The organism is Sporosarcina sp. P2 (assembly GCF_002743255.1).
GTDB lineage: Bacteria > Bacillota > Bacilli > Bacillales_A > Planococcaceae > Sporosarcina.
In genome coordinates, this window is the sequence record NZ_PDYY01000004.1 from 55,303 (window position 1) to 81,681 (window position 26,379).

The window sequence follows — 26,379 nt, forward strand, 5'->3', positions numbered from 1 at the left end:
GGAAATCCAGCTGAAGGGAAATTGTTTCTTGTCGAAAAATGTATGCGGTTACAATCCGTGGTTTAAAATGGATCATTATTCTTTCAGGAAACTGAGCACTCAAACAGGTGTTTTTCATTTCACTAATTCGTCCATCACAATTGTGTTAGTGATTGGAATGGTAAAACGTTCCACGTAGTATAGAAAGCACTCAATGAATGATAACTGGACACTGTATACAGCGAAGAGTCAACTTTTTAGTGACTAACTGTAGGATATGAAAAAAATACTGAATTTCATTTGACTACCGGATCAAAAATGTATGGTTTTCACAAATCGAAGGAGATGACTGAAATTATGGCTAGTCAGCAGCAGGAATCACTTTTAGAAGGCAAGGTTGCAATTGTGACGGGTTCTTCGAGAGGCATCGGGAAAGCGATTGCAATCGGACTTGCACAGCAGGGAGCGAATGTATTAGTAACTGGAACAAATCCTGAACGTACAAAAGCCGTTTCAGAGGAGATTACCAAGGAGACGGGTCAGCAATCGGATTATTATATCGGGGATCTGTCCAAGGAAGAGAACGTCGCGGAAATGACTGATAAGGCGATTCAAAACTGGAAGAAGATAGATATCCTCGTGAACAATGCAGGTGGCGGTGTCATTCTACCGTTCCTAGAACAGACACCGGAAACGTTGAAAACAACCATTGATCGGAATTTATGGACGATGCTCTGGTCATGCTATAAAGTTCTACCTCATATGGTCGAGCAAAATTACGGAAGAATCATAAACATCGGTGCAGATTCAGTCCGTAACGGTTTATGGGATCATGCGGCATATAACGCTGCGAAAGGCGGAGTTCACGCTATTGTTTCGGGATTAGGGAGAGAATTTGCGAAAAGTAATATTACCGCAAATGTCATCGCCCCTCCAGCAGTAGAAGGAGAGCTGCTCGATGATATACGTGATCGGGATACTAAACTAGTAAACCGCTATATCGATATAATCCCGATCGGAAGGGGAGCTTACCCGGAAGAGGTTGCAGATGCAGTGGTGTTCTTGGCTTCCGATAAAGCATCATTTATAAATGGCCAGGTAATTAGTGTGAATGGCGGAAGTACAATGCAATAAAATCAAATTGCCAGACGGGATCTTCATTTAGAATTGTAAATACTAATTTGGGTGCAGTGGAAGTACTGCCAACATGAAGGGGAGGAAACATAATGAAAAGCTATATCATTGAGAACGTCAAGAAGTCTGAGTTTTCCGTTCACCGCAGCGTCTTTACTAGTCACGATGTTTTACAGGAAGAACGTGAGAAGATCTTCAGCGAGTGTTGGATCTATATTGGACATGAATCAGAGCTTCCGAAAAACGGTGATTTTAAGAGAAAGAAAGTCGGCGGACGGAACCTCATATTCACTCGTGATAATGAAGGCGTAATCAGGGCCTTATATAATTCTTGTCCACACCGCGGTGCCTTAGTCTGCAGGGAAAATGAAGGAAACACTAAAGTATTCAGATGCTTCTATCACGCCTGGACATTTAAAAATGACGGGGAACTCGTAGGGATGCCAGGTAAAGACGGATTCCCTGATACGTTCAACTGTGATGGTTCTAAAAACATGACGGAAGTCTCCCGTTTGGAAAGTTATCGCGGCTTTATGTTTGTAAACTATGACAGCGAAGCAGTTTCGTTGGAAGAATACCTTGGAAATGCGAAAGAATATATCGATCTGGTGGCAGACCAGTCAGATGCAGGATTGGAAGTTCTGGGCGATCCGCAGCAATACAGTGTCCGTGCGAACTGGAAACTGATTTCTGAGAACAGTGTGGATCTTTACCACGGCATGCCGACGCATAAAACCTATTTTGATATTAAAGCCGCTCAGGATCCTACGATGAGAAAAGCAGTTCTTGAAGGAAAAGGAACTGACCTTGGGAACGGCCATGCGGTAATTGAATATATTGCGCCTTGGGGAAGACCGGTTGCGGAGTGGACGCCTGCATGGGAGGAAGAAGACAAGAAGGAAATACAGGAACTAAAAGACAAATTGATTGAACTACATGGTGAAGAGCGCGGCGAACGAATAGCCAAATATAACCGGAACATATTGATCTTCCCAAACCTGGTCATAAACGACATCATGGCAATCACGGCACGGACCTTCTATCCTACTGAACCGGGTTATATGGAAGTGACAGGGTATTCGTTAGCACCTAAAGACGAGAGCGAAAAGTTCAGATTGCGAAGAAATGATAACTTCCTCGAGTTTCTCGGGCCTGGCGGATTTGCGACTCCGGATGACAATGAAGCTCTTGAGCTGTGTCAGGAAGGATACTTGAACAATTTAGAAGTGGAATGGAATGATATTTCAAAAGGAATGAACCGTGAACAGGCGCAAGCTACGGACGAAGAGCAAATGAGAAGTTTCTGGAGAAGATGGAATGAAATTATGACAAAAGAAAATGTGAAAGAGGAGGTTTTATCATGACAGAGACGCTTCTGAGCACAAAGGTTACTATAAGCATCCAGCAGATTAAGGAATTTCTATACTACGAATCAGAGCTTCTTGATGAGTGGAAACTGGTGGAATGGTCTGAGCTGTTTACGGATGACGGTACGTACGTTGTGCCACCGCTTGGCAATCCGGAAGCTGATCCTGCAAAGTCGATTTTCTATATCAATGATACTCGTTCACGTCTGAAAGAAAGAGCGGAACGTCTGTTAAAAAAAGAAGCACATGTAGAATATCCGCATTCTACTACGATACGTAATGTGAATAATGTACGGATTAAAGGTCAGGAAGGCGATTCTCTTCATGTGCGCTGCAATTTCTCGACATATCGGACAAAGCGTGAAGTGCTGGATTGTTTTGTTGGCGTTAATGACTACAAGCTGATTGTGAAAGACGATAAAATCATGATCCAAGACAAAAAAGTTACCTTAAAGCATGATAGCCTACGTCCTCACGGGAAAATCAGTCTTATTTTATAAGGGTTTGTCGTGTAGTTCTAAATTTTACCTAGCTAGGAGAGGAACAGCCATGGTTGAACAGTCTGAGATAGTAGATGTAACAATTATCGGCGGCGGTCCAGTCGGCATGTTTACAGCATTTTACGCGGGTATGCGCCAAATGACAGTAAAAGTCATCGAAAGTCTTCCGCAGTTGGGTGGACAATTAGCTGCCTTGTACCCTGAGAAATATATTTATGATATCGCGGGGTTCCCTAAAGTGAAAGCCCAAGATCTTGTAGACAATCTCACGGAGCAAATGAAACAATTTGAAACGACAGTTTGTTTAAATGAAGTTGTCGAACATGTAGAGAAACAAGCAGATGGTCATTTCAAATTGACAACTAGCCAATCGACACATTACTCTCGCACCGTCATCATCACTGCAGGCAACGGAGCCTTTCAGCCGAGAAAGATGAATATAGAGAGGGAAGAGGAATTTGCGGAAGGAAATCTTCATTACTATGTTACGAATATGAGTGACTTTGCAGGGAAAGATGTCATCTTATTTGGCGGTGGAGATTCAGCTGTAGATTGGGCTTTGATGTTAGAGCCAATCGCGAGCAAAGTTTCCCTCATTCATAGAAGAGATAAGTTCCGTGCACACGAACACAGCGTAGAGCTACTGAAACAATCCAAAGTAGAAATCTTGACGCCGTACGTACCGGCGAAGCTAGAAGGCAGCGAAAGAATAGAAAAAGTGACAATCAAAGAAGCAAAAGGCGAGATTAGTAAGGTGATAGAAGTGGATGATGTACTTGTAAACTTTGGTTTTGTATCTTCATTGGGCCCTATCGGTCAATGGGGGTTGGAAATTGAAAAGAATTCCATAGTCGTCAATTCGAAAATGGAAACTACTATAGAAGGAATTTATGCAGTTGGGGATATTTGCACATATGAAGGGAAAGTGAAACTCATTGCAACTGGGTTTGGCGAAGCACCGATTGCGATCAGCCATGCAAAGGTTCACATAGACCCGGAGGCAAAGGTGCAGGCTCCGCACAGTACCAGTTTGATGTCAGAAACGGAACAAAAGACGGAAAAGGCAGAAAAAGCAATCAGCGTCAGCTAATTAGTAAACATAATGCTCTGTATACTGATAAGTATTTAACAATTTAACAATCCAATCGTTTATAGATTCCGTAATTTGAAGGACAGAATACTCAACCCGAACGCAAAGTGAAGTGACATGAGGAGGATGCGATATCGTAAAATATACAGTCGTTGATCAGGATACTTGTATTGCGTGTAGTGCATGTGGAATAGCGGCACCTGATTTGTTTGATTACGATGACGAAGGGACTTCATTTGCCATTCTGGATGACAACCAAGGTCATACACCGGTGCCTGAAGAGTTAGTTGAAGATTTAGAGGATGCTTATGACAGTTGTCCATCAGGCTCAATCAAAATGGCAGATACACCCTTTACATGTGAAAAAAGTGAAGCAGGCTAAGTGAATGAGGTTTCATCATCGAGGCAGCGGCTTATTAATATTATTATAAAATACAGGAGATGAATAAAGTTATGATCACAAAAATAAAAGTACAAGCAATCGACAGCCGTCACTTTATCGACGGAAAATATATCGAAATCGATAAAAATAAGAGCTTTGAAAATATTAATCCGGCAACTGAAGAAGTACAGGCAATCGTGGCAGAAGGCGGTAAGGTAGAAGTGGATGCTGCGGTAAAGGCTGCTAGAAAAGCACTTAACGGGCCGTGGAAAAATGTCACGTTGGAAGAACGTTCTAAAATGCTTCGCAAAATCGGTGATCTGATCCTAGAAAGACAGGAAGAACTAGCGCGCCTGGAAGCATTGGACACAGGGAAACCATTTTCCCTAGCCAACTCTGTTGATATCCCGAGAGCGGCATACAACTTCCATTTCTTCGCTGACTATATTACATCAGTCGGAACGGACGCTTACCAGCAGAACAGTGAAGCTCTGCATTATACACTGCGCCGTCCTGTCGGTGTGGTGGGGCTGATTAAGCCTTGGAATCTGCCATTACTCTTGCTTACTTGGAAACTAGCTCCTTGTATCGGTATGGGGAACACAGCCGTCGTAAAACCGGCTGAATGGACACCGATGACAGCCACTGTACTCATGGAAATCATTAAAGAAGCGGGCGTTCCGGACGGGGTCGTGAACTTGGTTCATGGATTCGGACCAGGTTCAGCGGGCGGCGCGATTTCAGAGCACCCTGACGTGGATGCGATTTCATTCATCGGGGAGCCGAGTACGGGATCCGCCATCATGAAGGCGGGCGCTGATTCATTGAAGAAGCTTTCCTATGAATTGGGCGGTAAAAACCCGAATATCATTTTTGCTGACGCAGATATAGATGAGGTGGTCGCAACAACAGTCAAGTCCAGCTTTATAAACCAAGGTGAAGTTTGCCTATGCGGATCACGAATTTACGTCGAACGGTCGGCGTATGACGAGTTCCTGGAAAAGTTCACAGCCAAAGCGAAAGAATTAAAAGTCGGACAGCCGTTTGATGCAGATACAAATGTAGGCGCACTGGTGAGTAAAGAACACTACGACCGTGTAAACAGCTATATCGATATTGCTCGGGAAGAGGGCGGAGAATTCGTGATAGGCGGTAAAAGACCTGAAGGAATCGACAAAGGATATTTCCTGGAGCCGACGATTATTACCGGCCTCAAAAATGATTCTCGCTGTATCAGAGAAGAAATCTTCGGACCTGTCGTAACGGTCGTTCCGTTTGACACAGAGGAAGAAGTCATTGAACAGGCAAATGATACACATTACGGGCTGAGTGCTTCGATCTGGACAACGAACCTAAAACGCGGACACCGTGTGGCACATCAAATTGAAGCAGGTATTATTTGGGTAAACACATGGTTCCTTCGTGACCTTCGCACACCTTTTGGGGGGATGAAGCACAGCGGCGTGGGGCGTACAGGCGGCATGCATAGTATCGATTTCTATTCCGAGTTGTCAAACATAACAATAAAACTGTAAAGGCGGGGAAGTGATTATGGCAACGGAAGTGGCTATGAAACAAAAAAAATATGCGGAATCTTTGCTAGAAGCGGAGAACACATTAGTCGGGATTCCTCCTTTAACAGAGGCTGATCCGGAACTGACAGTGGAAGAAGCTTACTATATTCAACTGGAAAACATCAAAAAGAAAACGGCTGACGGTCAAACGATTATCGGTAAGAAAATCGGGTTGACATCAAAGGCCATGCAGAACCTGCTCGGGGTAGATGAACCGGATTACGGTCATCTGCTCGACAGTATGGTCATTGAAAACGGCGGACTCGTGCCAAAGGATAAAGTACTCTTGCCTAAAGTAGAAGGGGAAATTGCCTTTGTTCTCAAGAAAGATTTAAAAGGTCCGAATGTCACGACGCTGGATGTCCTGCAGGCTACCGATTATATACTTCCTTCTATTGAAGTAGTAGACAGCCGGGTGAAGGACTGGAAGATAAAATTACCGGACACAATCGCTGATAACGCATCTTCTGCTTTCTATGCTCTTGGCGGTAAGCCGGTGAAAGTCGAAGATGTCGACATGGAACTGCTTGGTATGGTGCTGACAAAGAACGGTCAACTGGTAAATACAGGAGTGGGGGCAGCCGCGCTCGGAAATCCAGCTCAATGTGTTGCGTGGCTTGCGAACAGACTCGCGGACTTCGATATTTCATTGAACGCGGGTGAAGTGATATTGTCAGGAGCTCTTTCAGCAGCTGTTGAAGCAAAAGAGGGCGATACCTTTACAGCAAAATTTGCGCATCTTGGCGAGGTGAGCGTGCATTTTTAAATGCACATGATCAGTATAAATTAGTTTCCATGAGAGGGGTATACGATGAAAAAAGTGAAAGTAGCGATTCTTGGATCCGGAAATATAGGGACAGATCTCATGTTGAAATTGAGCAGATCCCCTATTTTGGAACTCACAACGATGATTGGCATAGATGCTGAGTCGGATGGATTGAAGAAAGCAGCGGAGCACGGTTATGAAGTCATCACTACTGGTATTGACGGCTTCCTAGAACGGCCTGAGCTTGCTGATATCATTTTTGATGCAACTTCTGCCAAAGCACATATCTATCATGATGAAGTGCTGCGAAAAGCAGGCAAAAAAGTCATTGATATGACTCCTGCGGCAATCGGCCCGATCGTTGTCCCACCGGTTAATCTAGATGAACATTTGGACGCGGACAATATCAACCTGATCACTTGCGGTGGCCAGGCGACGATTCCGATCATCCATGCCGTTCATCAAGTACAAGCAGTGGAATACGGAGAGATTGTCTCCACTATTTCCAGTAAAAGTGCGGGACCGGGTACACGGGCAAATATCGATGAATTTACCCAAACAACAACCCGTGGCATTCTCGAAGTGGGTGGAGCCAAAAGAGGAAAAGCAATCATTCTGCTAAATCCCGCAGAACCGCCGATCCTCATGCGGAACACGATTCATATACAGGTGGAAGAGGAAGCGAAGACAGAAGAAATTACTGCTTCAATCCGTGAAATGGAAAAAGAAGTCCAATCATATGTACCGGGCTATCGACTCAGACAGGAACCGATTTTTGACGGGAAAGATATTACCGTATTCGTCGAGGTAGAGGGGGTAGGGGATTACTTACCTACATACTCCGGTAATTTGGATATTATGACAGCATCTTCTGTGAAGATGGCGGAAGAGTGGGCAAAGCATAAAGTAGCCCATATACCGGTCTGATTGATATTCGATAGAAATAAAAGAAGGGAATGGGAAGATGAACAGTAAACGAGACATAATACTGACAGAAGTTGCATTACGTGACGGAAGCCATGCGGTTCGTCATCAATTCACAGTAGATCAAGTAAAATCTATCGCTAAAGGTTTGGATGATGCGAACGTGCCGTATATAGAAGTTTCTCATGGGGACGGGCTTGGCGGTTCTTCCATGCAGTATGGATTGTCATTGACAAATGAAATGGAACTGATCGAAGCTGCCGTAGCCGAGGTGAAGCAGGCAAAGATTGCGGTACTTCTCATACCGGGTATTGGGACCATGCCACAATTGAAGGAAGCAGCCGGGCTGGGTGTAAAAATGGCACGTGTTGCGACACATGTCACAGAGGCGGATGTCTCTGCGCAGCATATCGCGTATGCGAAAGAGCTAGGTTTAGAAACAGTTGGCTTCCTGATGATGTCTCATATGGCATCTCCAAAGAAATTGCTGGAACAAGCAAAACTGATGGAGAGCTACGGGGCGGATACTGTATATGTTGTGGATTCAGCAGGAGCACTGTTGCCTCACCAGGTTAAAGAGCGCATTGCATTGCTGAAAGAACATCTGACCGCAAATATCGGTTTCCACGCACATAATAATCTTTCGCTAGCAATGGCGAACACGCTTGCTGCAATGGAAGCGGGCGCTACACGGATCGACGGCAGTATCCGCTGCCTCGGTGCTGGAGCTGGGAATACACAAACCGAAGTGGCGGTTGCGGTGCTCGATAAGATGAATATTCATACTGGCATTGATTTGTATAAGATCATGGACGTTGCAGAAGATTTAGTAGCACCGATTCTGGAAACACCGCAGGAGATCACACGCGGCAGTCTGGTTCTCGGTTATGCGGGTGTATATTCAAGCTTCTATCTTCATGCACAAAAAGCAGCCGAACGATTCGGGATCGATTCCCGCAGCATTTTAATTGAACTTGGCAAGCGCGAAGTAGTTGGCGGTCAGGAAGATATGATCATGGACGTAGCCGCGGAGTTATCCAAACGGAGAGCGGAAGTTGCTGTATAAAAGGAGAGGGTATCGTGAGTACAACAGTGTATCAGGAGATTGCCGATTATCTAGTGGCAGGCGAAGAAGAAAAGCGTGAAGTGAAAAAAGTGACCGCCGAACTGAAGAAAGATTTGACAGTGGAAGAAGGGTACCAAGTCCAAGAGAAGATCGTTTCTCGGAAATTAGCTGAAGGACGGAAAATAGTAGGCCCTAAAATGGGATTGACCAGCAAAGCGAAAATGGACCAGATGAACGTCGATGAACCAATTTACGGATATGTCTTTGATTATATGGTCATCGACAATGGCGGCAAGGTTTCTCTGAGCGATTTGATTCATCCGAAAGTGGAAGCGGAAATTGCTTTCATTATAGATGAGGATATTGAAGGACCCGGCATTACGGGTGCTCAGGTATTGGCTAAGACCAAGTCGGTCATCCCGGCTCTCGAGATTATCGACAGTCGTTATGAGAATTTTGATTTTACGTTACCCGATGTTGTAGCGGATAATGCGTCTACCTCTCGAGTAGTTTTTGGCACTTCGCCGAAATGCCCGTCGGATTTTGAACTGGATGTAGTCGGTGCCACATTGGCGATTAATGGCGAAATCAAGGAATTAGGTGCCGGTGCCGCGGTACTCGGCCACCCTGCGAATGCCATTGCAATGCTCGCTAATATGCTTGCGCGTAAAGGCGAGAAGATCCGTAAAGGTGATGTCATTTTATCAGGTGCTTTAACAGGTGCCGTCTTGCTTGAAGAGGGAGATACGGTGCTTGGAAAGTTCGACGGGCTTGGCGACGTGTCGTTTATAGTAACTGAGTGAGAAGGAGGATGTAACGGATGCCACTGATACATGTAGAGATGATTGAAGGCAGACCTGAAGAAAAGGTTTCGGAGTTGATCCGCAATATCACGGAAGTAGTTTCATCCACACTGGATGCACCAAAAGAAGCGGTACGGGTTATCGTTTCGGAAGTGCCGAGCACGCACTGGGGCGTTGCGGGACAGACGATGGCTGAGAAAAGAGCAGCCGTTAAGTAAGTGAAAATCAGAAATCCGAGCAGGGTAAGAATGAAGTAACATATAAAAAATAAAACTAACAGACAGGGGACAGAAACTATGAGTATCTCGAATAACGTAATTGTAGAAGAACACGCATTATTGAAAGAACTTGAAAAATATACAACAAGTATTGCGCATCTAGGCCATGTAGAAATGGGCGTTACGGACCTCGAAAAATCAGTCTGGTTCTTTACAGAAGTAATGGGCCTTGCGGTTTCTGCCCAGGAAGAAGATCGGGTGTATCTAAGAGCATGGCAGGATTTCGATCACCACACATTAGTTCTTCAGCAGGCGGATGTGTCAGGTGTTCAGCAAATCGGCTGGCGCGTAAGCAATAAAGGTGCATTGAAAGCATTTGAAAAGCAGTTTAAAGATATGGGAATCAAGCACAACTGGGTGGAAGCTGGGAAGAAAAAGGCGCAAGGCGACACGCTTCAGTTCCGTTCACCTTCTGGTCTACCGGCAGAATTGTATTGGGAAAAAGAGAAGTTCATCACGGACGATCCGAACGTTGCTTCAAAATTGCCTAGCCACCCAAGTAAATATACAGGCAAGGGAGTATCCCCGCGCCGCTTTGACCATGTGAATATTATGGTAAACGATGTAGCGAAAGAGCAGGAATGGTGGACAGATCTACTTGGAATTCACCACCGTTACTATGTTCAGAACGAGGAAGACGTGCGTCTTGGTTCATGGTTGAGTCGAACGAACGTAGCGCATGAAATTGCTTTAATGCGCAATGCCAATCAAGATGGAGCGCTATTCCATCACTTGGCATACTACTTGGATTCACCGGATGAGCTAATCCGCGCAGCAAACTTGATGGCAGAGAACGGTATTAAGATCGAGTGGGGTCCGGGCAAGCACGGGACGAGCGGTGCACAGTTCATCTACGTCATCGAGCCTTCTGGAAACCGTGTGGAAATCTGGACTGGCGGATTCTTGATCTTCTCTCCAGATTGGGAGCCGATCGGATGGAACCCAGAAGTTGGACCTCTTGGTTTGGACCTATGGGGAAGCAAGGCACCGGAAAGTTACTTCACTTACGGAACAAAGCTTCTGTAAGTTGCGTGTCCAGTAAAACAGATATACGAAAATAAATAATGAGGTAGATGAAGCAAACGTCTACCTCATTATTTTTTATAAATAAGTATAAAGAATAGGGGTTGGGGCGAAATGGTGAAAAAGACATTGCGTGTAGATTTTCATACACATATCATCCCGGAGGATTTTCCGGATTTGGCAGCGAAATATGGTGATCCGCGTTTTCCGGTAATGGAGAAAACCTGTGACTGCGGGGCGGAAATCTTTATCCAGGGAAAGTCATTCCGTAAAATTACGGATCAGGCATGGGATATTGAAAAGAGAATCGAAGACATGAATAACGAAGGGATCGATATTCAAGTCCTGTCGCCAATTCCGGTCACGCTTGCCTACTGGAGTAGCCCGGAGGCTGGTTTGGAACTTTCACAAATACAGAATGATTTTATCGCATCCATCGCCAAGGAGTATCCGGAGCGGTTTATTGGTTTAGGGACGGTGCCGCTGCAGGATGTAGAAATTGCCATACAGGAAATGGATCGTGCCGTGCATGAACTGGACTTAAAAGGACTTCAAATCGGTTCCAATGTTAACGGCCAAAACCTTGACGATCCTGCGCTGGAACCATTCTTCGCGGCAGCGGAGAAATGGAATGTACCGCTTTTTGTACATCCATGGGCGACACTCGGCGGCGAGAGAATGCCAAGACATAATTTCATGTATATGGTCGGCATGCCGTCAGAAACGGCACTGGCCGCGGGAAGTATTATTATGAGCGGACTATTGGACCGATACCCGAAACTGAAGATCTGCTTCGCGCACGGTGGGGGAGCACTCCCTTATCTGCTTCCACGTATGGATAAAGGCTGGGAAGTGTGGCCGCATATCAGAAAAACTGAAAAACCGCCAAGCCATTATGCAAATAAACTCTATTATGATTCACTAGTGTACGACCCGGTGAATTTGCAGTATATGATTGATAAATTCGGCGCAGAACAAATTATTGCAGGTTCCGATTATCCATTCCTGCTGCGCGAAGCACCGTCCGGCAAAGTGGTCGATCTATTGGAAGGTATTTCGGATGAAGATGTAAGATTGATACACGGACAGAATGCATTAAAGTTCCTCGGAATTCATGAAATGGCCGCATCGAAGTAAAGACGCTAGAAAACCTTTTGATCTTTGTTATTTGTCACTTTCCTAATCAGCTTGGCTGTACCAAACAAAAAATATGTTTGCCTTTCCAAAGGAGGAAATTAGTTGAAGCCCATTCAAGTCTTAAAAACTGTTGACGAATCAAAATTTAATCGTTTTCACGGCTTACTCGTTTTTTGGTGCGCGTTTATCATCATCTTTGATGGATATGATTTAATCGTTTACGGATCAATAGTTTCAATATTGATGGAAGAATGGTCTTTAACATCAGTACAGGCAGGAACGATAGGCAGTTATGCATTGATTGGCATGATGCTGGGCGCTTTCATATTTGCGCCTCTCGCTGACCGGATTGGGCGAAAGAATGTCATTCTCTTTTGTGTCATCCTCTTCAGTTCGTTTACAGGATTGATTGCATTTTCGAACGGCCCGACAGAATTCGGAATCTACCGCTTCATCGCGGGGCTCGGGCTCGGCGGCGCATTCCCCGTTACCGTTGCGCTGGTAACGGAATATGCACCGCGAGTCATGAAAAATCGATTGGTGACCCTGATGTTATGTGGTTATGGGATTGGCGGAATGTTTGCGGCAGGACTGGCGATCTATCTGATCCCTGCTGCGGGCTGGAAAGCGATGTTTTTAGTCGGTGCCATTCCGTTGCTGGCTGTACCTTTGCTGTACAAACAACTTCCTGAATCACTCGGTTTTCTGATGGCGAAGCAAGAGAACAAGAAAATCGGTGAGGTACTGGCGAAAGTCAATCCTTCCTATATACAAAAGGATGATGATGTCTACGATATTTCTGTTCCGTCAAGGAAAGGCATACCGGTATCCAAGTTATTCGAAAACGGACGGACAATCAGTACGCTCCTGTTCTGGTTTAACTTCTTCCTCTGCCTGCTGATCACATACGGCCTCGGAACGTGGTTACCTAAGTTAATGTCAGAGGCGGGCTACAGCTTAGGATCCAGCTTGACATTCCTTTTAGTACTGAATATGGGTGGAATTGCTGGAGCGTTAATAGGCGGTTGGCTCGCAGACCACTGGAAAACGAAAAACGTATTGACGATGTTCTTTTCTTTGAATGCGCTTTCATTGATCTTGATGGGATTCCAGCCGACTATTGCCATCTTGTATATTCTGGTAGCTGTAGCAGGTGCCACGTCCATAGGTTCGCAGATTGTTTTATACTCATTTGCTTCACAGTTCTATCCAACAGAAGTCCGTTCCACAGGAATTGGCTGGTCGTCCGGAGTGGGAAGAGTGGGCGGCATCATCGGTCCGGTAGTGGGCGGTGCATTGCTCGGTCTAAGTCTTTCCTTCCAGCAGAATTTCATGGCGCTGGCCATACCGGGATTATTGGCCGCAGTCGCCATCTCATTTATTCGTGAAAAGCAATTTGCGAATAAATCGGTGAGTGTGGTTCCAACTCTTGCCACCAGCAAAGCGATTGACAAGTGAAATTACGTTTACATGAAAAATGTTTTAGTAGAAAGCCCATATTAAGTGGGCTTTTTGCGTTGCATCGATTATCTACAGGAGAAAAAACTAGTGGCGATTCGCTGCCTATCAAAATAGTACATAAACTATGTGACATCAGGCGCTAAACAAACGTACGTTGTTTAACTCACTGTGCAAATGGGGATGCTATCTGTAGGTTCTAATGAAAACAGGGATAAATAGCTCACAATTAATTCGTATAGAAACTGTTTTTTAATTGTGAATAAGTTTGGAGGTGTTTAGGGTGGATTACTTACTGAATGGTAGCAAGCTTGTAATTGGCTTGGTGGCTCTCCTAGTTGTCATAAGATTACTAGGGAAAAAACACTTGAGTCAAATGACACCTTATGATGTGGTGTATCTCCTCGTATTCGGTGGCGTTCTTGAAGAGAGCCTCTATAACGAAAAGATATCCATCCCAATGTTTTTATTTTCGGTTGTGGTGTGGGCAACTGCCATTTATGCCGTGGAGAAAATTGTCACCTTATCTAATCCGTTACGAATATTGATTAAAGGGGAAACGGACAAGCTGATCGCTGATGGGAAAATCAATAAAAAATTGATGAAAAAAAACCAATTAGAAATGGAGCAGTTGAGAACGATGCTTCGTATGCAAGGCATTTTTTCGTTGAGAGAAGTACGGGACTTATTTATCGAACCGGGAGGAGATATTTCAATTAATCAATACGCCAAGTATAAACCCGTGGCTGTTCAGGATATGAATCTGGAGAACCGAGAAGAAGAACCGACTGTACTACTAATTGATGAGGGACAAATCAAGAAGGAAGTCTTAGACTTTATTGGCAAAACGGAGGCATGGCTTTATGCTGAAATGGAACACTTAGGGCATGTGAATCTTCAAAATATATTGTATTGCGAATGGTCAAAAACAGAAGGCTTTTTTATAAAAACATATGCTGACGTTAGTAATAGCCAGAAGTGAAAATACCACATGAACTACGCTTACTGGAAGAATATATCAATTAATTTTCATAACAGAAATTCTAGAAGTCATTTCAGAAGATTCATTATAGATAGTACGGTTGTCCTCGTTGCACCTAAATGACTATCTAATTATTGCTTATAAGGATTCGATCAATATATATAGGCCCCACACAGTGAGAAAAGAGGTTATCTCACCGAATGGGGCCTATATTAATCAAGTATCTTTCCTGTCTAACTGACAACCGATTTAAGAAACTGAGAGCCACCACCATAGCCCTGTCAACGTAATGAGGAGAGTAGGCACAGTCAATATAATACCCACTTTGAAATAATATCCCCAAGAGATCCGTATGCCTTTTAACGACAGCACATGCAACCACAGTAATGTGGCCAGCGAACCGATCGGTGTCATCTTCGGACCTAAATCAGACCCGATTACATTGGCATAAATCAACGCTTCCTGCACATTAGGCGGAACCGCAGCATCTTGGATCGCTAGCGCATCTATCATCACAGTCGGCAAATTGTTCATGAACGATGACAGGATTGCCGCAATAAACCCCATGCCAATCGTAGCGGCATACAAGCCATGGCTCGATGTCCACTCGATCAACGCTGTCAAAACAGATGTCAATCCTGCATTACGCAATCCATAGACGACTACGTACATCCCGATGGAAAAGAACACAATAGCCCATGGAGCACCTTTTATTACGGTTTTAGTTTGCACTGCCTCGCTCGTTCTCGCAATTAGCAAGAATATAATCGCAATGGAACCGGCGATGAAGGAGACGGGTAAACCTAATGATTCACTTATGAAGTAGCCGATCAGCAATAAACCGAGCACTACCCATGAAATGCTGAACAGTTTATGGTCGCGTATCGCGTTCGCAGGTGTACGCAACAACTTTTCATCGAAACGTTTCGGTATAGATTTACGGAAATACATATACAACACGAGAATACTTGTCCCAAGACTGAAGAAGTTCGGGATAATCATACGGCTTGCGTATTCAGCGAAACCGATACCGAAGAAGTCGGCGGAGACGATATTCACGAGATTACTGACGACAAGTGGCAAGGAAGTAGTATCCGCAATGAATCCCGACGCCATGACGAAGGGCAAAATCATTTTCTCTTTGAAATTAAGTGCACGCACCATCGCTAGGACAATGGGAGTAAGTATCAATGCAGCTCCATCATTCGCGAATAAAGCCGATACACCGGCACCAAGTAGGATGACTAGTAAAAACATGCGCACGCCGCTGCCTTTGGCAAAGCGCGCCATATGTAATGCGGACCACTCGAAAAATCCGATTTCATCAAGGATCAGTGAAATGATGATCAGTGCGACGAACGTCAATGTAGCATTCCATACGATAGATGTTACGTCGATGACATCAGTAAAACTGACGACACCCGCAAGTAGAGCGAGAACTGCACCGGCGATGGCAGACCAGCCGATGGATAGGTTGCGTGGTTGCCAAATAACCAAGATCAGTGTAAGAAGAAATATGAAGGAAGCCAGTATTATTTGCATGGGTTCTCCTCCTTGCTACATTCAATAGTAGGAACCGGCAATAATTTCAATAATTCCAGTAATAAGAAGTAGTGGGGATGGGAACGATTAAGTGACCAATATACCCAGCGTCCACGTCGTTCATTCAGCACAATCTCATCACTTTTTAGTCTGTGCATATGCTGACTGATTGCCGGTTGTGATACGTCTAGTAGAGTATTCAAATCACAAATGCACAAAGGTTTTTGCTCCAATGCTTTCAGTAATTGTAATCGAGATTGATCTCCAATGGTTTTTAAGTAACGTTCCATTTGTTTAGGATTCATAAAATACTCCTTTCATTATAAGTATCTATATCATATAAGTTAGGGCTTATATGTTCAATGCTTTTAGACAAACAAAATAGGAAGCCACAGGGGGAGTAACGGGTTCGGTTGCTGGGGAGGAAAGTCCAATTACCAACGTAAATAACAGGTTAATCAGCATGAACACTTAGACTTGTTCGTTCTTCAGTAAACTTTCTTTCAATAGTATAAATCAGTGCTACTCCTCTGGCATTTTTAGGTACGTTTTTTGTGGGTTTAAGTATTGCTGAACAAGGTGGCAACTCTTCAATTTTATTCTCAGGGTGTGTTTGTGAAGGTAGAATAACTAAAACGGTAAGTAGACTAAGAAGCATTTTTTTCATTTCTGATTCTCCTTAGATTTGTTTAGTATCAATAAAAAACATTAAGTGAAGTTCATGCCAGTGGTAAAAAGATAACCCTGAGGTTCAATTATTACTATCAGACTACTAATAACTACAACTAAAGACTGGTATTTAGTTGTTAATCCTTTAAGCCTCTTTGTTTTTCTGAATAGTGTAGTAAAATAATATAGTAAACAATTTGATTACAATACTAATATATTAAGGGGATGAAGAAATGAAATTGCTTAAGAGAAAATTTTTACTTACAGGTACTGCCGCACTAATGATGTTTAGCTTATCTTTAGCGCCAGTCAATTTGACAAAGGACAGCAATGGTATTCAGTTAGTTACCAGTAAAGCTGAAGCTTCAAGTTGGATTTACGTCGATACCAAAAAAAGAAGCACAAAGGCTAATGACATATTAGCTAAAGGCGGAATTGCAGCACTAGGTTCATTATTGGCTATTCCACTTCCATACACTGCACCTCTCTCTGCATTCGCAACTGTAATTATAAGTGAGAATATGAAAACGGCTTACTTTATTGATAAACGATCTATGCGTATGGCTGGTCACGTTTTCCAAGTTAAACACGAAATTCAAATGTATAGTGATTCGAGTTATAAAAAGAAAAAAGGTAAGCCAATTACCATCATACATAACGATATCGGTGGTCCTAAATAAACAAAGCGATGGAAAAAAGGGGGGCAGAAAACGCACCCTCTCCTATCCAAATCGGCTGCCGCAAACATTCCACGTTTCAACTCCTAAAATTCCTTCCGCTGTTGCTTCAGCCTTGCTTTTCGTCTATAAAAATCCTCTAAACGTTGATATAACAAAAACAGGGACAACAATTCATATGCGAATTATGTCCCCAATCAGTATGTTATTTACTATTTTCTCCCCGTGTTCCGAACCCGTTAACAGGGCAGTGTGGCTTCCTATTCGTCTCAAGTTGATAAATCATGCTATTTATCGTTCTTTGCTTAACTCATCGTGGATGAGATTCATATTGTAGTTCAAGTATTTTATATACGTATCGATTGCGTCACCAGGGTTACCAATTTCGTCAGAGTAGATGGGCTTTTCAGCAATTGGAACACCAGTCTCTGCAGAAACAGTTTCCATCGGGCGTGTATCTACGTTAGATTCCACGAATAATACAGGCACGTTATGTTCTTGGATATAGTGAATGAGCTCTTTGATTTGTTTAGGAGAACCATTCTCTTCCGTATCGATTTCCCAGATAAACGCTTCTTTTAAGCCATAGTGGTCACTCAAGTATTGGAAAGCACGTTCACTTGTTACGAGCACACGATTTTCTTCAGGTATCGTAGAAATGCGCTCAGCAAATTCATCATCTAATTCTTGTAGACGTTGTACGTATGCATCGCCTTGCTCTCGAATTTTTTCACTTTCTGTTGGGTGTCTTTCAATCAATGCATCGCGCATAGCTTCTGCCATTTTCACACCAACAGCTGGATCGATAAACGCGTGTGGGTTGATTTCCTCGTCAGTGCCGCCTTTTCCACCGATATACTTAGGTTCTACTTCCTCGGTTAAGCTATAGATGTTTTCGTCTTTCTGACCAACGGAATCCATCATTTTGAAGAACCAGCCTTTTTTTCCGCCTTCAAGATTTAAACCGTTGTAGAATAATACGTCTGCATCTGTTGCGGCTTTAATATCATTTGGCAAAGGCTCATATTCATGAGGGTCCGTTCCAGTTGGTACTAAGTTATATACCTCCACGTAGTCCCCGCCGATTTCGCGTGCCATATCCGCAATGATGGTAAATGATGTAACGACTTTAAGCTTGTCGTCTGTTTCCGCTGCTTTGTCACCAGCGTTCGTACCTTTTTCATTCCCACATGCGGCTAACAGAAATACAGCGAGCAATGACAGTGTTAGCCATTTTGCTAAGTTTTTCATGTGTTACATTCTACTCCTTTATAAATACTAATTTTTTTCTGTCGGGACGGTTAAACGCTTAGTTGGTTGCGCCTGTAATCGATTTACGTTTAAACTTCTTGCGGAACATACCAACGACAATTCCTTGTTTAGGTGAGAATAAAAATGCCAACATGAAGATGGCTGTCGCTGTCAAGGCAATCACGGGCCCCGATGGCATATTGTACAAAAAGCTGAAATACAGTCCAGTGATGGATGACAGGGCACCGAAAAATGCTGCCAATACGACCATGACCGATAGTCGATTGGTTAACAGATACGCTGTAGAAGCTGGTGTAATCAATAAAGATACAACGAGGATCACTCCGACAGTCTGTAGGGAAGCGACTGTAACCAGTGTGAGTAAAAACATAATCGCGTAGTGAATCAAACGTGTTTTTAAACCGTAAGCCGCAGCCATCGTCTCGTCGAAACTAGAAACGAGTAGTTCTTTAAAGAATAGAACTACTACTAAAATCACAATGGCACCGACGATCAATGTCAGCCACATATCGGAACTGCGAACAGACAACACGTTACCGAATAAAATTTGCGTCAAGTCTGTCGCACTTTTAGCTTGTGTGATTAAAATAATCCCAAGAGCGAAAAACGCTGAAAAGACAATGCCAATCGAAGAGTCATTCTTGATTCGACTATTTTGGGATATGGCACCGATACTGAATGCTGTAAGAACACCCGTAAACACTGCGCCGTAGAAATAGCTAATTCCAAGCATATACGAAATGGCAACACCCGGTAGAACTGCGTGGGAAATCGCATCGCCCATCAATGCCATGCCCCGAAGGACGATGAAACTACCAATAATCCCACAAATGATGCCAACCATGATCGACGTAATCAATGCTTTTTGTAAGAAGCCGTACGTCAGTAAGTCTTGAATAAATTCCATTACATAGAAACCTCCAAGCCGTCGATCATAAATTCACGGTTATATGCTTTCGCCATATTGCTTGATTGGAATACCTTATTCGTTGGACCTGCATCAATTAACTCTTTGTTAATAAGAATTAGCCCATCAAAATATTTCTTCACTTTTGACAAGTCGTGGTGAACTACGAAAATCACTTTGCCATTCGCTTGCATTTCACGCAAAATCCCAATAATGATTTCTTCACTCGATACGTCAATCCCCACGAAAGGCTCATCGAGAAAGAAATAATCCGCCTTTTGGGCTAGTGCACGTGCAAGGAACACTCGCTGTTGCTGCCCGCCTGATAATTCACCAATTTGGCGATTGGCAAAGCTCTCCATTCCTACTTGCCTTAAACATTCCATTGCCCACTCTTTATCCGCTTTACGTGGACGTCTGAGCAAGCCGATTTTTGGATAGGTTCCAAGCAAAACCGTATCTTTTACAACGATAGGGAAGTTCCAGTCAATATTGGAACGCTGAGGAACATAGGCAATTTTCTTACGCATGGAATCCACCGTCTCGCTACCGATCTTTACTTCTCCATGATCTTTATGGATTAAGCCAAGCATCGCTTTCATCAATGTAGATTTACCCGCACCATTCGGCCCGAGAACACCAATCAAACTTCCAGATCCAAATGAGAATGAAACGTCTTTTACGACTTCATGGCCGTCATACGAAACACTTATATTATTGACTGTTATCGGATGTATCATCCAGTTTCCTCCTCTTTTCTTTCCCTAGTGCAACTTTCAGATAAAAGGAATACAACTTTTATTTTAGTTAAGAAGCAGTATAGTTTTTTTATAGGTAATAATATAAAACAATAGTTTCCCTTATGCAACTCTAATGCATGATTGGTACTATATTGTTTCCTTCGTGCAACTTTTATTAGTATAGCCTACTCAAAATTGTCTGTAAAGTAGTTTAGAAAAATATTCTTGCCGATTTTATCTAAAAGCATAAATGATTGATTAGATGCATCATATTGTATGTAGTTTATGCTTATATATAGGAAGTAAATGGGGCATAGACCTAACCAATAACTTTTAAAATATCGCGACAGGAAGTTTGGTGAGTGAAAGAAGTAGGGTAAGTACATACTAATGAAATGATGAGAGGAGTAGTGATGTATGAAGAAACTAGCTGGCCCGCTTATAGCCATTATAGTGTTAGTAATCATCGCAGCGATTATGATCGTTCCTTCTTACAACAAGTTAGTAAACTTGGAAGAAGACGTCGACCAGTCGTATGCACAGATTGAAACGCAATTACAACGTAGAGTAGATTTAATCCCGAACTTAGTGAATACGGTGAAAGGATATGCCTCACATGAAAAAGAGGTGCTTGAAAACATTGCGAACGCACGTAGTAAAATGGCCGGCGCACGTGGTCCTGAAGAACAAGCAGCGGCAGATTCAGAACTATCGAGCGCATTAAGTCGTTTATTGGTAGTGGTGGAAAATTATCCAGATTTAAAAGCGAACCAAAATTTCCAACAGCTAATGGATGAATTAGCAGGCACGGAAAATCGTATCGCTGTGGCACGTAAAGATTATAACGACGTCGTGTCTGTTTTCAATAGAACCGTTAAACGATTCCCAGGTAAAATCGTGGCTTCGATCTTTGGATTCGATGAAAAAGAATACTTCAAAGCGGTCGAAGGGGCGCAACAACCGCCATCAGTCGATTTTGGGGATGACGTGAAGTGATGAACCGCGTCTGCATGTTCCTCGTAGCGCTACTAGTGGCCCTTACTGGTTCTGCGACAGTTCATGCGATTACAGAAGTAGTAGTCGACGATGCGAATATTTTATCACCCGCTCAAGAAGCGGAAATAGAAGAGTATGGCATTCGCTTGCAAGCGGCTACGAAAGCAGAACTTGCTGTTCGTACAGTGTATTCCCTAGAAGGTGAACCTGTAGAGGATTATGCCCTACGCTTGCTTCGTGAATTGCAATTAGGCGATAAAGAAATGGACAATGGCGCATTACTTGTCGTTTCCACAGAAAAAAATGAAGCTGCAGGTATTGAGCGCAAGTTTTATTTAACGACCGGCTACGGTTTGGAAGGAGCACTTCCTGACGGGAAAGTCGGACGTTATATTGATGAACTCGCGATGCCCTATTTAAGGCAAGAACAACCAGACCTTGCGATTACGGAAGTATACAAAGCATTCTATAATGAAATAGCGGCGGAATACGGACTTAAAGGTGATGAGTTGCCAATCGCGTACCCCGAACAAGGTGAAGAAGACGTTGGCATTCCGTCATTTGTTATAGTGATCATCGTTCTCTACATTATCTTCCGCGTCTTTTTTGGCGGTGGCGGAAGAGGCGGTGGTCCACGTGGTCGATCTAGCGGTGGCCCAATATTCTTCCCTGGCCCCGGTGGTGGTGGCTTCGGAGGTGGAAGTGGCGGCGGAGGCTTTGGTGGCTTCGGCGGCGGTGGTTCCGGTGGTGGTGGCGGAGCAGGCCGAAGTTGGTAATAGCTTGCTTCGCAGGAAGTGACGATAACTCGATTCGTGAGTGATCGTCACTTTTTTTATGTCCGTGGCGCGCGCTCAATGATGCAAGCTATCCGCTCTATGTGCCCCTGCAAGTGCTCTATGCGAAGCGTTATTCGCTCAATGAATTTCCACAAGAGCTCTATGCGTAGTGTTACCCGCTCAATGAAGCCTTGCATCCGCTCTATGGCCGCGACCCGACACTTTATATTCTCACGTTCTATCGCCGCGCCATCTAGTTTTGGCATTTGCGGTGCGCGCCGCTCAATGTAGCACGCTATCTGCTCTATGTGATTCGGCAAGCGCTCTATGCGTAACGTTATTCGCTCTATCGCAATTCGCATTCGCTCATAGTTTCCCGTTACCCGCTCAATGAAGCCTTGCATCCGCTCAATGCCCGCGGCCCTATACCTTATATTCCTACATTCTATCCGCCGCGCCATCCCACCCAACCCAACCCAGCCACCACCCCAAAAAAGTCAAATCCCTAGAAAAATAACCAATTTCATGTAATCATAAATAAAAACGAGGTGACCGACATATGAAAATTCAATTCTACACGAAACCTAATTGTGGGCTGTGCGAAGAAGCGGAGCAAATGCTTCGTTTGGTCGCGGAAGATCATCCACTCGAGTGGCAGAGGATTAATATAGAGGAAGATGACGAAATTCATAAGAAATATATGTTGATGATCCCAGTCGTTGAGCATGAGGGACAAGTGGTGGCCTATGGAAATATCGGCTATATCGATATTTTGGAATTAATTGAATAATGTAAACGCTTTCTTGTTGTGTTTCATTTCTGAATATGCTATACTTCATGTATAGTATTTTTTTACACTAGGTGGGACGTTAATGATTCAGAGGGATCAAATACAACCCACTTGAAAAGAGTGATGTGAGTGAACTTATCATTTTACGAAGCGCAACTCGCACTTATACCTGAACTTCCACTGTTGATCGAGCAACGTTATCATATGTTGAAACTAATCAAAGCGTCGGGACCCGTTGGCCGAAGAACGCTTAGCTCCGTGTCTGGTATTTCGGAGAGGGAAACGCGTACGATGCTCGATTTATTGAAAGAGCAGGAATTGGTGCATATTGCGAAAGAAGGCGTGTCAACTACGGAAAAAGGTATAGAAGTGCTCTTTGCATTGCATGATACGATGGAGGAAAGATCGGGCAGACGACAACTTGCGAATGAGTTGGCGGAGCGCCTTGGCATTCTAAAAGTACATGTAGTGGAAGGGAATTCCGATGACTCACCTCTGACGAAAAAACTACTCGGTATGCAAGCGGCGAAACAATTCCGCTCGCGTATTACAGGTAATGAAATTGTCGCAGTAACTGGTGGCAGTTCAGTAGCTGCGATTCCATCGTTTATGCAGCAAGATGAGTTGCCGGATGTGCAATTTATCGCAGCAAGAGGTGGCGTGGGAGAAGAAATCGGGTTACAGGCGAATATGATCGCTGCTTCGTTTGCAGAAGCGTGTCATGCAACGTATAAAGCGTTTTATTATCCAGATACTCTTAGTGAAGAAGCACATGCGGTATTCCAGCATGAGCCCGCTGCGAAAGAGATGCTGGAGTTATATAGTCGCACCGATTGCGTGATCCATGGTGTTGGGAATGCGACGAAAATGGCTGTATTGCGAAACTCTCCTGAAGAGGAGCAGCAGATTCTACGGGATCGACAGGCTAAGGGAGAAGCATTCGGCTTTTATTTTAATCAGCAAGGTGAAATTGTCCATCGTATTCGTACAGTTGGGATTCAGATGGAGCAATTGAAAGACGTTCCGCTCGTGCTCACAGTAGCCGGCGGGGCGAGTAAAGCGGAAGCACTGCTGTCGTATTTAGCGAGTGCACCGTCCCAAACCATTTTAGTGACAGACGAAGGTGCAGCACAAAATATGCTGTCACTGATGTGAACCGTAGATACAATGCCTAGAAGGCGAAAGAATATAACTACCTTATATGGAGGCGATTTATTATGACAGTGAAAATAGCGATTAACGGATTTGGACGAATTGGCCGATTGGTGCTTCGAGAAGCATTTGCAACTAAGGATATGGAAGTAGTGGCAATCAATGATTTGACGGACGCAGCCATGTTGGCTCATTTATTGAAATATGATTCAGTACACGGTATTTTCGATGCAGACGTGCAATCAGATGAATCTTCCATTCGTGTAAATGACAAAAAGATTAGTGTGTTTGCAGAAAAAGATCCTGCAAATCTACCTTGGAAAGACCTTGGGATAGATATCGTTATCGATTGTACAGGTGTTTTCCGTTCAAAAGAAGGTTTGCAAAAACACTTGGATGCAGGCGCGAAGAAAGTCATCTTGTCGGCTCCAGCGCAAGGTGAAATGACTACACTTGTGATGGGTGTTAATGAAGGAACGTATGATGCGGCGAATGACAACATCGTATCGAACGCGTCTTGTACGACGAACTGTTTAGCGCCTATTGTGAAAGTGTTGAACGATTCATTCGGTATTAAGCGCGGTATGATGACGACCATTCACTCGTATACGAACGACCAGAAAATTCTTGATCTTCCACACTCCGACTACCGACGTGCGCGTGCGGCTGGTGTGTCGATGATTCCGACTTCAACGGGTGCAGCTTCCGCTGTAACGAAAGTTATTCCTGAATTGAAAGGAAAACTAGATGGAATGGCAGTGCGTGTGCCGACTCCGAATGTTTCACTTGTTGACTTTGTGACAGAACTAGAAAAAGAAGTAACAGTAGAAGATGTGAATAGTGCATTGAAGAAAGCGTCCGAAGGTGAATTACAAGGACTTCTATATTTCAGTGATTTGCCACTCGTATCTGTTGATTACAATGGAAACACTGCATCTTCCACAGTAGACGGTTTGTCTACAATGGTCATGGAAGGCAATATGGTGAAAGTCATTTCTTGGTACGATAATGAGTCCGGTTACTCCGCTCGTTGTATCGATTTAGCACGATATATGAACGAACAAGGTCTATAAGTAGAGAAAACCATGAATTCTGTTATAAATCGTAGCCATTCCACAACTAACCGATTATAATGAATAAATATGGGTGAGAGGAACGGAGAACCCCGTTCCTCTTTTTGTATTTAAGCCGAGGAGGACTTATTGAATGAACATGAAAAAGACAATCAGGGATATTACATTGGACGGTCAGCGCGTATTTTGTCGCGTAGATTTCAACGTACCGATGGAAGATGGAAAGGTAACGGATGATACGCGCATTCGAGCGGCACTACCAACAATTGAATACATGACAAACGCGGGGGCAAAAGTTATTTTAGCTAGCCACCTAGGACGGCCTAAAGGTGAAGTGCAAGAAGATATGCGTTTGACACCTGCTGGCGATAAATTGTCTGAGCTTCTAGGTAAAACAGTGAAGAAACTCGATTCATCGATCGGTGAAGAAGTGGAGAAAGCGATTGCAGAAATGAAAGATGGCGACGTGATTTTGCTTGAAAACGTTCGCTTTAATCCAGGCGAAGAGAAGAATGATGCTGAACTATCCAAGCAATTTGCAAAACTTGCCGACGTCTTTGTGAATGACGCATTTGGAACAGCGCACCGCGCACATGCTTCTACCGCTGGAATTGCAGAATACATACCTGGCGTTCTTGGCTTCTTACTCGAGAAAGAATTAGACGTTCTCGGAAAAGCATTGTCTCATCCCGATCGTCCTTTCACAGCGATTATAGGTGGCGCGAAAGTAAAAGACAAAATCGGCGTTATCGATAATTTGTTGGATAAAGTCGATAACTTGTTGATTGGTGGTGGATTGTCGTATACATTCACACGCGCACAAGGTCATGAAACTGGAGATTCTCTTGTAGAAGAAGATAAAGTAGAGTTGGCGAAGTCTTTCATTGAAAAGGCGAAGCGAAAGGCAGTCACTCTATACTTGCCGACAGATGCAGTCGTAGCGAATACGTTTGCTGCGGATGCAGAAACTAAAACGGTTTCAGTCGATGCCATTACAGAAGGCTGGATGGGTCTTGATATCGGGCCGGAAACTGCAAAGCGCTATGAGCAAGTCATTAAAGACTCACGGTTCGTCATTTGGAACGGGCCGATGGGTGTGTTCGAAATGGAACCGTTCGCAAACGGAACGAAAACCGTGGCGGACGCAATGGCGGAAACGTCTGCGTATACGGTAATTGGTGGAGGCGACTCTGCGGCGGCTGTTGAGAAGTTTGAAGTAGCCGATCAAATGGATCACGTATCCACTGGTGGCGGTGCTTCACTCGAATTCATGGAAGGCAAAGAGTTGCCAGGAGTAGCTGTATTACAGGATCGAGAATAAG

At 43.9% G+C, this 26,379-nt stretch carries 28 protein-coding genes; 22 read left to right on the plus strand and 6 right to left on the minus strand.

Features of this window, described 5'->3' with window-relative positions; translation table 11 throughout:
• The first annotated feature begins 336 nt into the window (after positions 1–336).
• The 15 genes from CSV67_RS05730 (at position 337) to CSV67_RS05800 (ending at position 14,463) form a co-directional block, all read left to right on the plus strand.
• Positions 337–1,113 carry an SDR family NAD(P)-dependent oxidoreductase gene (locus tag CSV67_RS05730; RefSeq protein ID WP_099630646.1) on the plus strand — a complete coding sequence of 259 codons (777 nt, stop codon included), beginning with the start codon at positions 337–339 and terminating at the stop codon, positions 1,111–1,113.
• A gap of 92 nt (positions 1,114–1,205) precedes the next feature.
• Positions 1,206–2,477, plus strand: a complete 1,272-nt coding sequence (locus CSV67_RS05735) for an aromatic ring-hydroxylating oxygenase subunit alpha (protein WP_099630647.1) — start codon at positions 1,206–1,208, stop codon at positions 2,475–2,477.
• On the plus strand, positions 2,474–2,980 hold the full coding sequence (locus CSV67_RS05740; RefSeq protein WP_099630648.1) for an aromatic-ring-hydroxylating dioxygenase subunit beta: 507 nt from the start codon (positions 2,474–2,476) through the stop codon (positions 2,978–2,980). Before CSV67_RS05735 ends, CSV67_RS05740 begins: the two co-directional genes overlap by 4 nt.
• A 49-nt stretch (positions 2,981–3,029) precedes the next feature.
• Positions 3,030–4,070 carry an NAD(P)/FAD-dependent oxidoreductase gene (locus CSV67_RS05745; protein WP_099630649.1) on the plus strand — a complete coding sequence of 347 codons (1,041 nt, stop codon included), beginning with the start codon at positions 3,030–3,032 and terminating at the stop codon, positions 4,068–4,070.
• A 133-nt stretch (positions 4,071–4,203) separates the two neighbouring features.
• Positions 4,204–4,452, plus strand: a complete 249-nt coding sequence (locus CSV67_RS05750) for a ferredoxin (RefSeq protein ID WP_099630650.1) — start codon at positions 4,204–4,206, stop codon at positions 4,450–4,452.
• 71 nt (positions 4,453–4,523) lie between these two features.
• Positions 4,524–5,987 carry an aldehyde dehydrogenase gene (locus CSV67_RS05755; protein ID WP_369803143.1) on the plus strand — a complete coding sequence of 488 codons (1,464 nt, stop codon included), beginning with the start codon at positions 4,524–4,526 and terminating at the stop codon, positions 5,985–5,987.
• A 16-nt stretch (positions 5,988–6,003) separates the two neighbouring features.
• Entirely contained in the window at positions 6,004–6,792 is a 789-nt protein-coding gene (locus tag CSV67_RS05760) for a 2-keto-4-pentenoate hydratase (RefSeq protein ID WP_099630652.1), read from the plus strand.
• Between the two features lie 45 nt (positions 6,793–6,837).
• Complete coding sequence (locus tag CSV67_RS05765) at positions 6,838–7,719, plus strand: acetaldehyde dehydrogenase (acetylating) (protein ID WP_099630653.1); 882 nt, start codon at positions 6,838–6,840, stop codon at positions 7,717–7,719.
• 37 nt (positions 7,720–7,756) lie between these two features.
• Positions 7,757–8,782: a 4-hydroxy-2-oxovalerate aldolase gene (dmpG, locus tag CSV67_RS05770; RefSeq protein ID WP_099630654.1), complete on the plus strand. Its 1,026-nt coding sequence runs from the start codon at positions 7,757–7,759 to the stop codon at positions 8,780–8,782.
• A 14-nt stretch (positions 8,783–8,796) separates the two neighbouring features.
• Complete coding sequence (locus CSV67_RS05775) at positions 8,797–9,585, plus strand: 2-keto-4-pentenoate hydratase (RefSeq protein ID WP_099630655.1); 789 nt, start codon at positions 8,797–8,799, stop codon at positions 9,583–9,585.
• Positions 9,586–9,602: 17 nt separating this feature from the next.
• The gene (locus CSV67_RS05780; RefSeq protein ID WP_029054081.1) at positions 9,603–9,803 is read left to right on the plus strand and encodes a 4-oxalocrotonate tautomerase; all 201 of its coding nucleotides are present in this window, start codon (positions 9,603–9,605) and stop codon (positions 9,801–9,803) included.
• 78 nt (positions 9,804–9,881) lie between these two features.
• Positions 9,882–10,889, plus strand: a complete 1,008-nt coding sequence (locus CSV67_RS05785) for a VOC family protein (RefSeq protein ID WP_099630656.1) — start codon at positions 9,882–9,884, stop codon at positions 10,887–10,889.
• A gap of 111 nt (positions 10,890–11,000) precedes the next feature.
• The gene (locus CSV67_RS05790) at positions 11,001–12,023 is read left to right on the plus strand and encodes an amidohydrolase family protein (RefSeq protein ID WP_099630657.1); all 1,023 of its coding nucleotides are present in this window, start codon (positions 11,001–11,003) and stop codon (positions 12,021–12,023) included.
• 102 nt (positions 12,024–12,125) lie between these two features.
• On the plus strand, positions 12,126–13,481 hold the full coding sequence (locus CSV67_RS05795; RefSeq protein WP_099630658.1) for an MFS transporter: 1,356 nt from the start codon (positions 12,126–12,128) through the stop codon (positions 13,479–13,481).
• A 283-nt stretch (positions 13,482–13,764) separates the two neighbouring features.
• Positions 13,765–14,463, plus strand: a complete 699-nt coding sequence (locus CSV67_RS05800) for a DUF421 domain-containing protein (RefSeq protein WP_099630659.1) — start codon at positions 13,765–13,767, stop codon at positions 14,461–14,463.
• A gap of 249 nt (positions 14,464–14,712) precedes the next feature.
• Here CSV67_RS05800 and CSV67_RS05805 read toward each other — a convergent pair whose 3' ends face one another.
• From CSV67_RS05805 to CSV67_RS05815, 3 genes are all read right to left on the minus strand, one after another.
• On the minus strand, positions 14,713–16,005 hold the full coding sequence (locus CSV67_RS05805) for an arsenic transporter (protein WP_099630660.1): 1,293 nt from the start codon (positions 16,003–16,005) through the stop codon (positions 14,713–14,715).
• Positions 15,996–16,295, minus strand: coding sequence for an ArsR/SmtB family transcription factor (locus CSV67_RS05810; RefSeq protein WP_233192565.1), 300 nt, complete (start codon positions 16,293–16,295; stop codon positions 15,996–15,998). Before CSV67_RS05810 ends, CSV67_RS05805 begins: the two co-directional genes overlap by 10 nt.
• A 164-nt stretch (positions 16,296–16,459) precedes the next feature.
• The gene (locus tag CSV67_RS05815; RefSeq protein WP_099630662.1) at positions 16,460–16,672 is read right to left on the minus strand and encodes a YoqH family protein; all 213 of its coding nucleotides are present in this window, start codon (positions 16,670–16,672) and stop codon (positions 16,460–16,462) included.
• A 235-nt stretch (positions 16,673–16,907) separates the two neighbouring features.
• On the opposite strand from CSV67_RS05815, the gene CSV67_RS05820 reads away from it, so the two are divergent.
• Complete coding sequence (locus CSV67_RS05820; protein WP_099630663.1) at positions 16,908–17,354, plus strand: hypothetical protein; 447 nt, start codon at positions 16,908–16,910, stop codon at positions 17,352–17,354.
• A gap of 288 nt (positions 17,355–17,642) precedes the next feature.
• Here the strand turns inward: CSV67_RS05820 and CSV67_RS05825 are convergent, their stop codons facing one another.
• From CSV67_RS05825 to CSV67_RS05835, 3 genes are read right to left on the minus strand one after another with little or no spacing between them, the layout of a single operon-like run.
• A complete protein-coding gene (locus CSV67_RS05825; RefSeq protein ID WP_099630664.1) occupies positions 17,643–18,602 on the minus strand; it encodes a metal ABC transporter solute-binding protein, Zn/Mn family in 960 nt (319 codons plus the stop codon).
• A 58-nt stretch (positions 18,603–18,660) separates the two neighbouring features.
• Complete coding sequence (locus CSV67_RS05830) at positions 18,661–19,530, minus strand: metal ABC transporter permease (RefSeq protein WP_099630665.1); 870 nt, start codon at positions 19,528–19,530, stop codon at positions 18,661–18,663.
• A complete protein-coding gene (locus CSV67_RS05835; RefSeq protein ID WP_099630666.1) occupies positions 19,530–20,270 on the minus strand; it encodes a metal ABC transporter ATP-binding protein in 741 nt (246 codons plus the stop codon). The genes CSV67_RS05830 and CSV67_RS05835 overlap by 1 nt, the downstream gene beginning before the upstream one ends.
• Positions 20,271–20,687: 417 nt before the next feature.
• On the opposite strand from CSV67_RS05835, the gene CSV67_RS05840 reads away from it, so the two are divergent.
• The 6 genes from CSV67_RS05840 to CSV67_RS05870 all read left to right on the plus strand — a co-directional run bounded on the left by CSV67_RS05840 (position 20,688) and on the right by CSV67_RS05870 (position 26,378).
• Entirely contained in the window at positions 20,688–21,266 is a 579-nt protein-coding gene (locus tag CSV67_RS05840; RefSeq protein ID WP_099630667.1) for a LemA family protein, read from the plus strand.
• A complete protein-coding gene (locus CSV67_RS05845; RefSeq protein ID WP_099630668.1) occupies positions 21,266–22,042 on the plus strand; it encodes a TPM domain-containing protein in 777 nt (258 codons plus the stop codon). Before CSV67_RS05840 ends, CSV67_RS05845 begins: the two co-directional genes overlap by 1 nt.
• Before the next feature lie 559 nt (positions 22,043–22,601).
• Positions 22,602–22,832, plus strand: coding sequence for a glutaredoxin family protein (locus tag CSV67_RS05855; RefSeq protein WP_099630670.1), 231 nt, complete (start codon positions 22,602–22,604; stop codon positions 22,830–22,832).
• Between the two features lie 129 nt (positions 22,833–22,961).
• Positions 22,962–23,987 (plus strand): sugar-binding transcriptional regulator, encoded by a 1,026-nt coding sequence (locus CSV67_RS05860; protein WP_099630671.1) that lies wholly within the window; start codon positions 22,962–22,964, stop codon positions 23,985–23,987.
• 62 nt (positions 23,988–24,049) lie between these two features.
• Positions 24,050–25,057, plus strand: coding sequence for a type I glyceraldehyde-3-phosphate dehydrogenase (gene gap / locus CSV67_RS05865; RefSeq protein ID WP_099630672.1), 1,008 nt, complete (start codon positions 24,050–24,052; stop codon positions 25,055–25,057).
• Between the two features lie 133 nt (positions 25,058–25,190).
• Complete coding sequence (locus CSV67_RS05870; protein WP_099630673.1) at positions 25,191–26,378, plus strand: phosphoglycerate kinase; 1,188 nt, start codon at positions 25,191–25,193, stop codon at positions 26,376–26,378.
• Position 26,379: the final 1 nt, after the last annotated feature.

Bases quoted from the DNA above. Each gene is read 5' to 3' on its own strand.
- CSV67_RS05730 (WP_099630646.1), top strand. From the start codon at position 337: ATGGCTAGTCAGCAGCAGGAATCACTTTTAGAAGGCAAGGTTGCAATT.
- CSV67_RS05870 (WP_099630673.1), top strand. From the start codon at position 25,191: ATGAACATGAAAAAGACAATCAGGGATATTACATTGGACGGTCAGCGC.
- CSV67_RS05780 (WP_029054081.1), top strand. From the start codon at position 9,603: ATGCCACTGATACATGTAGAGATGATTGAAGGCAGACCTGAAGAAAAG.
- CSV67_RS05830 (WP_099630665.1), bottom strand. From the start codon at position 19,530: ATGGAATTTATTCAAGACTTACTGACGTACGGCTTCTTACAAAAAGCA.
- CSV67_RS05735 (WP_099630647.1), top strand. From the start codon at position 1,206: ATGAAAAGCTATATCATTGAGAACGTCAAGAAGTCTGAGTTTTCCGTT.
- CSV67_RS05825 (WP_099630664.1), bottom strand. From the start codon at position 18,602: ATGAAAAACTTAGCAAAATGGCTAACACTGTCATTGCTCGCTGTATTT.
- CSV67_RS05745 (WP_099630649.1), top strand. From the start codon at position 3,030: ATGGTTGAACAGTCTGAGATAGTAGATGTAACAATTATCGGCGGCGGT.
- CSV67_RS05855 (WP_099630670.1), top strand. From the start codon at position 22,602: ATGAAAATTCAATTCTACACGAAACCTAATTGTGGGCTGTGCGAAGAA.
- CSV67_RS05785 (WP_099630656.1), top strand. From the start codon at position 9,882: ATGAGTATCTCGAATAACGTAATTGTAGAAGAACACGCATTATTGAAA.
- gap (WP_099630672.1), top strand. From the start codon at position 24,050: ATGACAGTGAAAATAGCGATTAACGGATTTGGACGAATTGGCCGATTG.
- CSV67_RS05760 (WP_099630652.1), top strand. From the start codon at position 6,004: ATGGCAACGGAAGTGGCTATGAAACAAAAAAAATATGCGGAATCTTTG.
- dmpG (WP_099630654.1), top strand. From the start codon at position 7,757: ATGAACAGTAAACGAGACATAATACTGACAGAAGTTGCATTACGTGAC.
- CSV67_RS05805 (WP_099630660.1), bottom strand. From the start codon at position 16,005: ATGCAAATAATACTGGCTTCCTTCATATTTCTTCTTACACTGATCTTG.
- CSV67_RS05755 (WP_369803143.1), top strand. From the start codon at position 4,524: ATGATCACAAAAATAAAAGTACAAGCAATCGACAGCCGTCACTTTATC.
- CSV67_RS05815 (WP_099630662.1), bottom strand. From the start codon at position 16,672: ATGAAAAAAATGCTTCTTAGTCTACTTACCGTTTTAGTTATTCTACCT.
- CSV67_RS05810 (WP_233192565.1), bottom strand. From the start codon at position 16,295: ATGGAACGTTACTTAAAAACCATTGGAGATCAATCTCGATTACAATTA.
- CSV67_RS05840 (WP_099630667.1), top strand. From the start codon at position 20,688: ATGAAGAAACTAGCTGGCCCGCTTATAGCCATTATAGTGTTAGTAATC.
- CSV67_RS05835 (WP_099630666.1), bottom strand. From the start codon at position 20,270: ATGATACATCCGATAACAGTCAATAATATAAGTGTTTCGTATGACGGC.
- CSV67_RS05765 (WP_099630653.1), top strand. From the start codon at position 6,838: ATGAAAAAAGTGAAAGTAGCGATTCTTGGATCCGGAAATATAGGGACA.
- CSV67_RS05820 (WP_099630663.1), top strand. From the start codon at position 16,908: ATGAAATTGCTTAAGAGAAAATTTTTACTTACAGGTACTGCCGCACTA.
- CSV67_RS05845 (WP_099630668.1), top strand. From the start codon at position 21,266: ATGAACCGCGTCTGCATGTTCCTCGTAGCGCTACTAGTGGCCCTTACT.
- CSV67_RS05740 (WP_099630648.1), top strand. From the start codon at position 2,474: ATGACAGAGACGCTTCTGAGCACAAAGGTTACTATAAGCATCCAGCAG.
- CSV67_RS05790 (WP_099630657.1), top strand. From the start codon at position 11,001: ATGGTGAAAAAGACATTGCGTGTAGATTTTCATACACATATCATCCCG.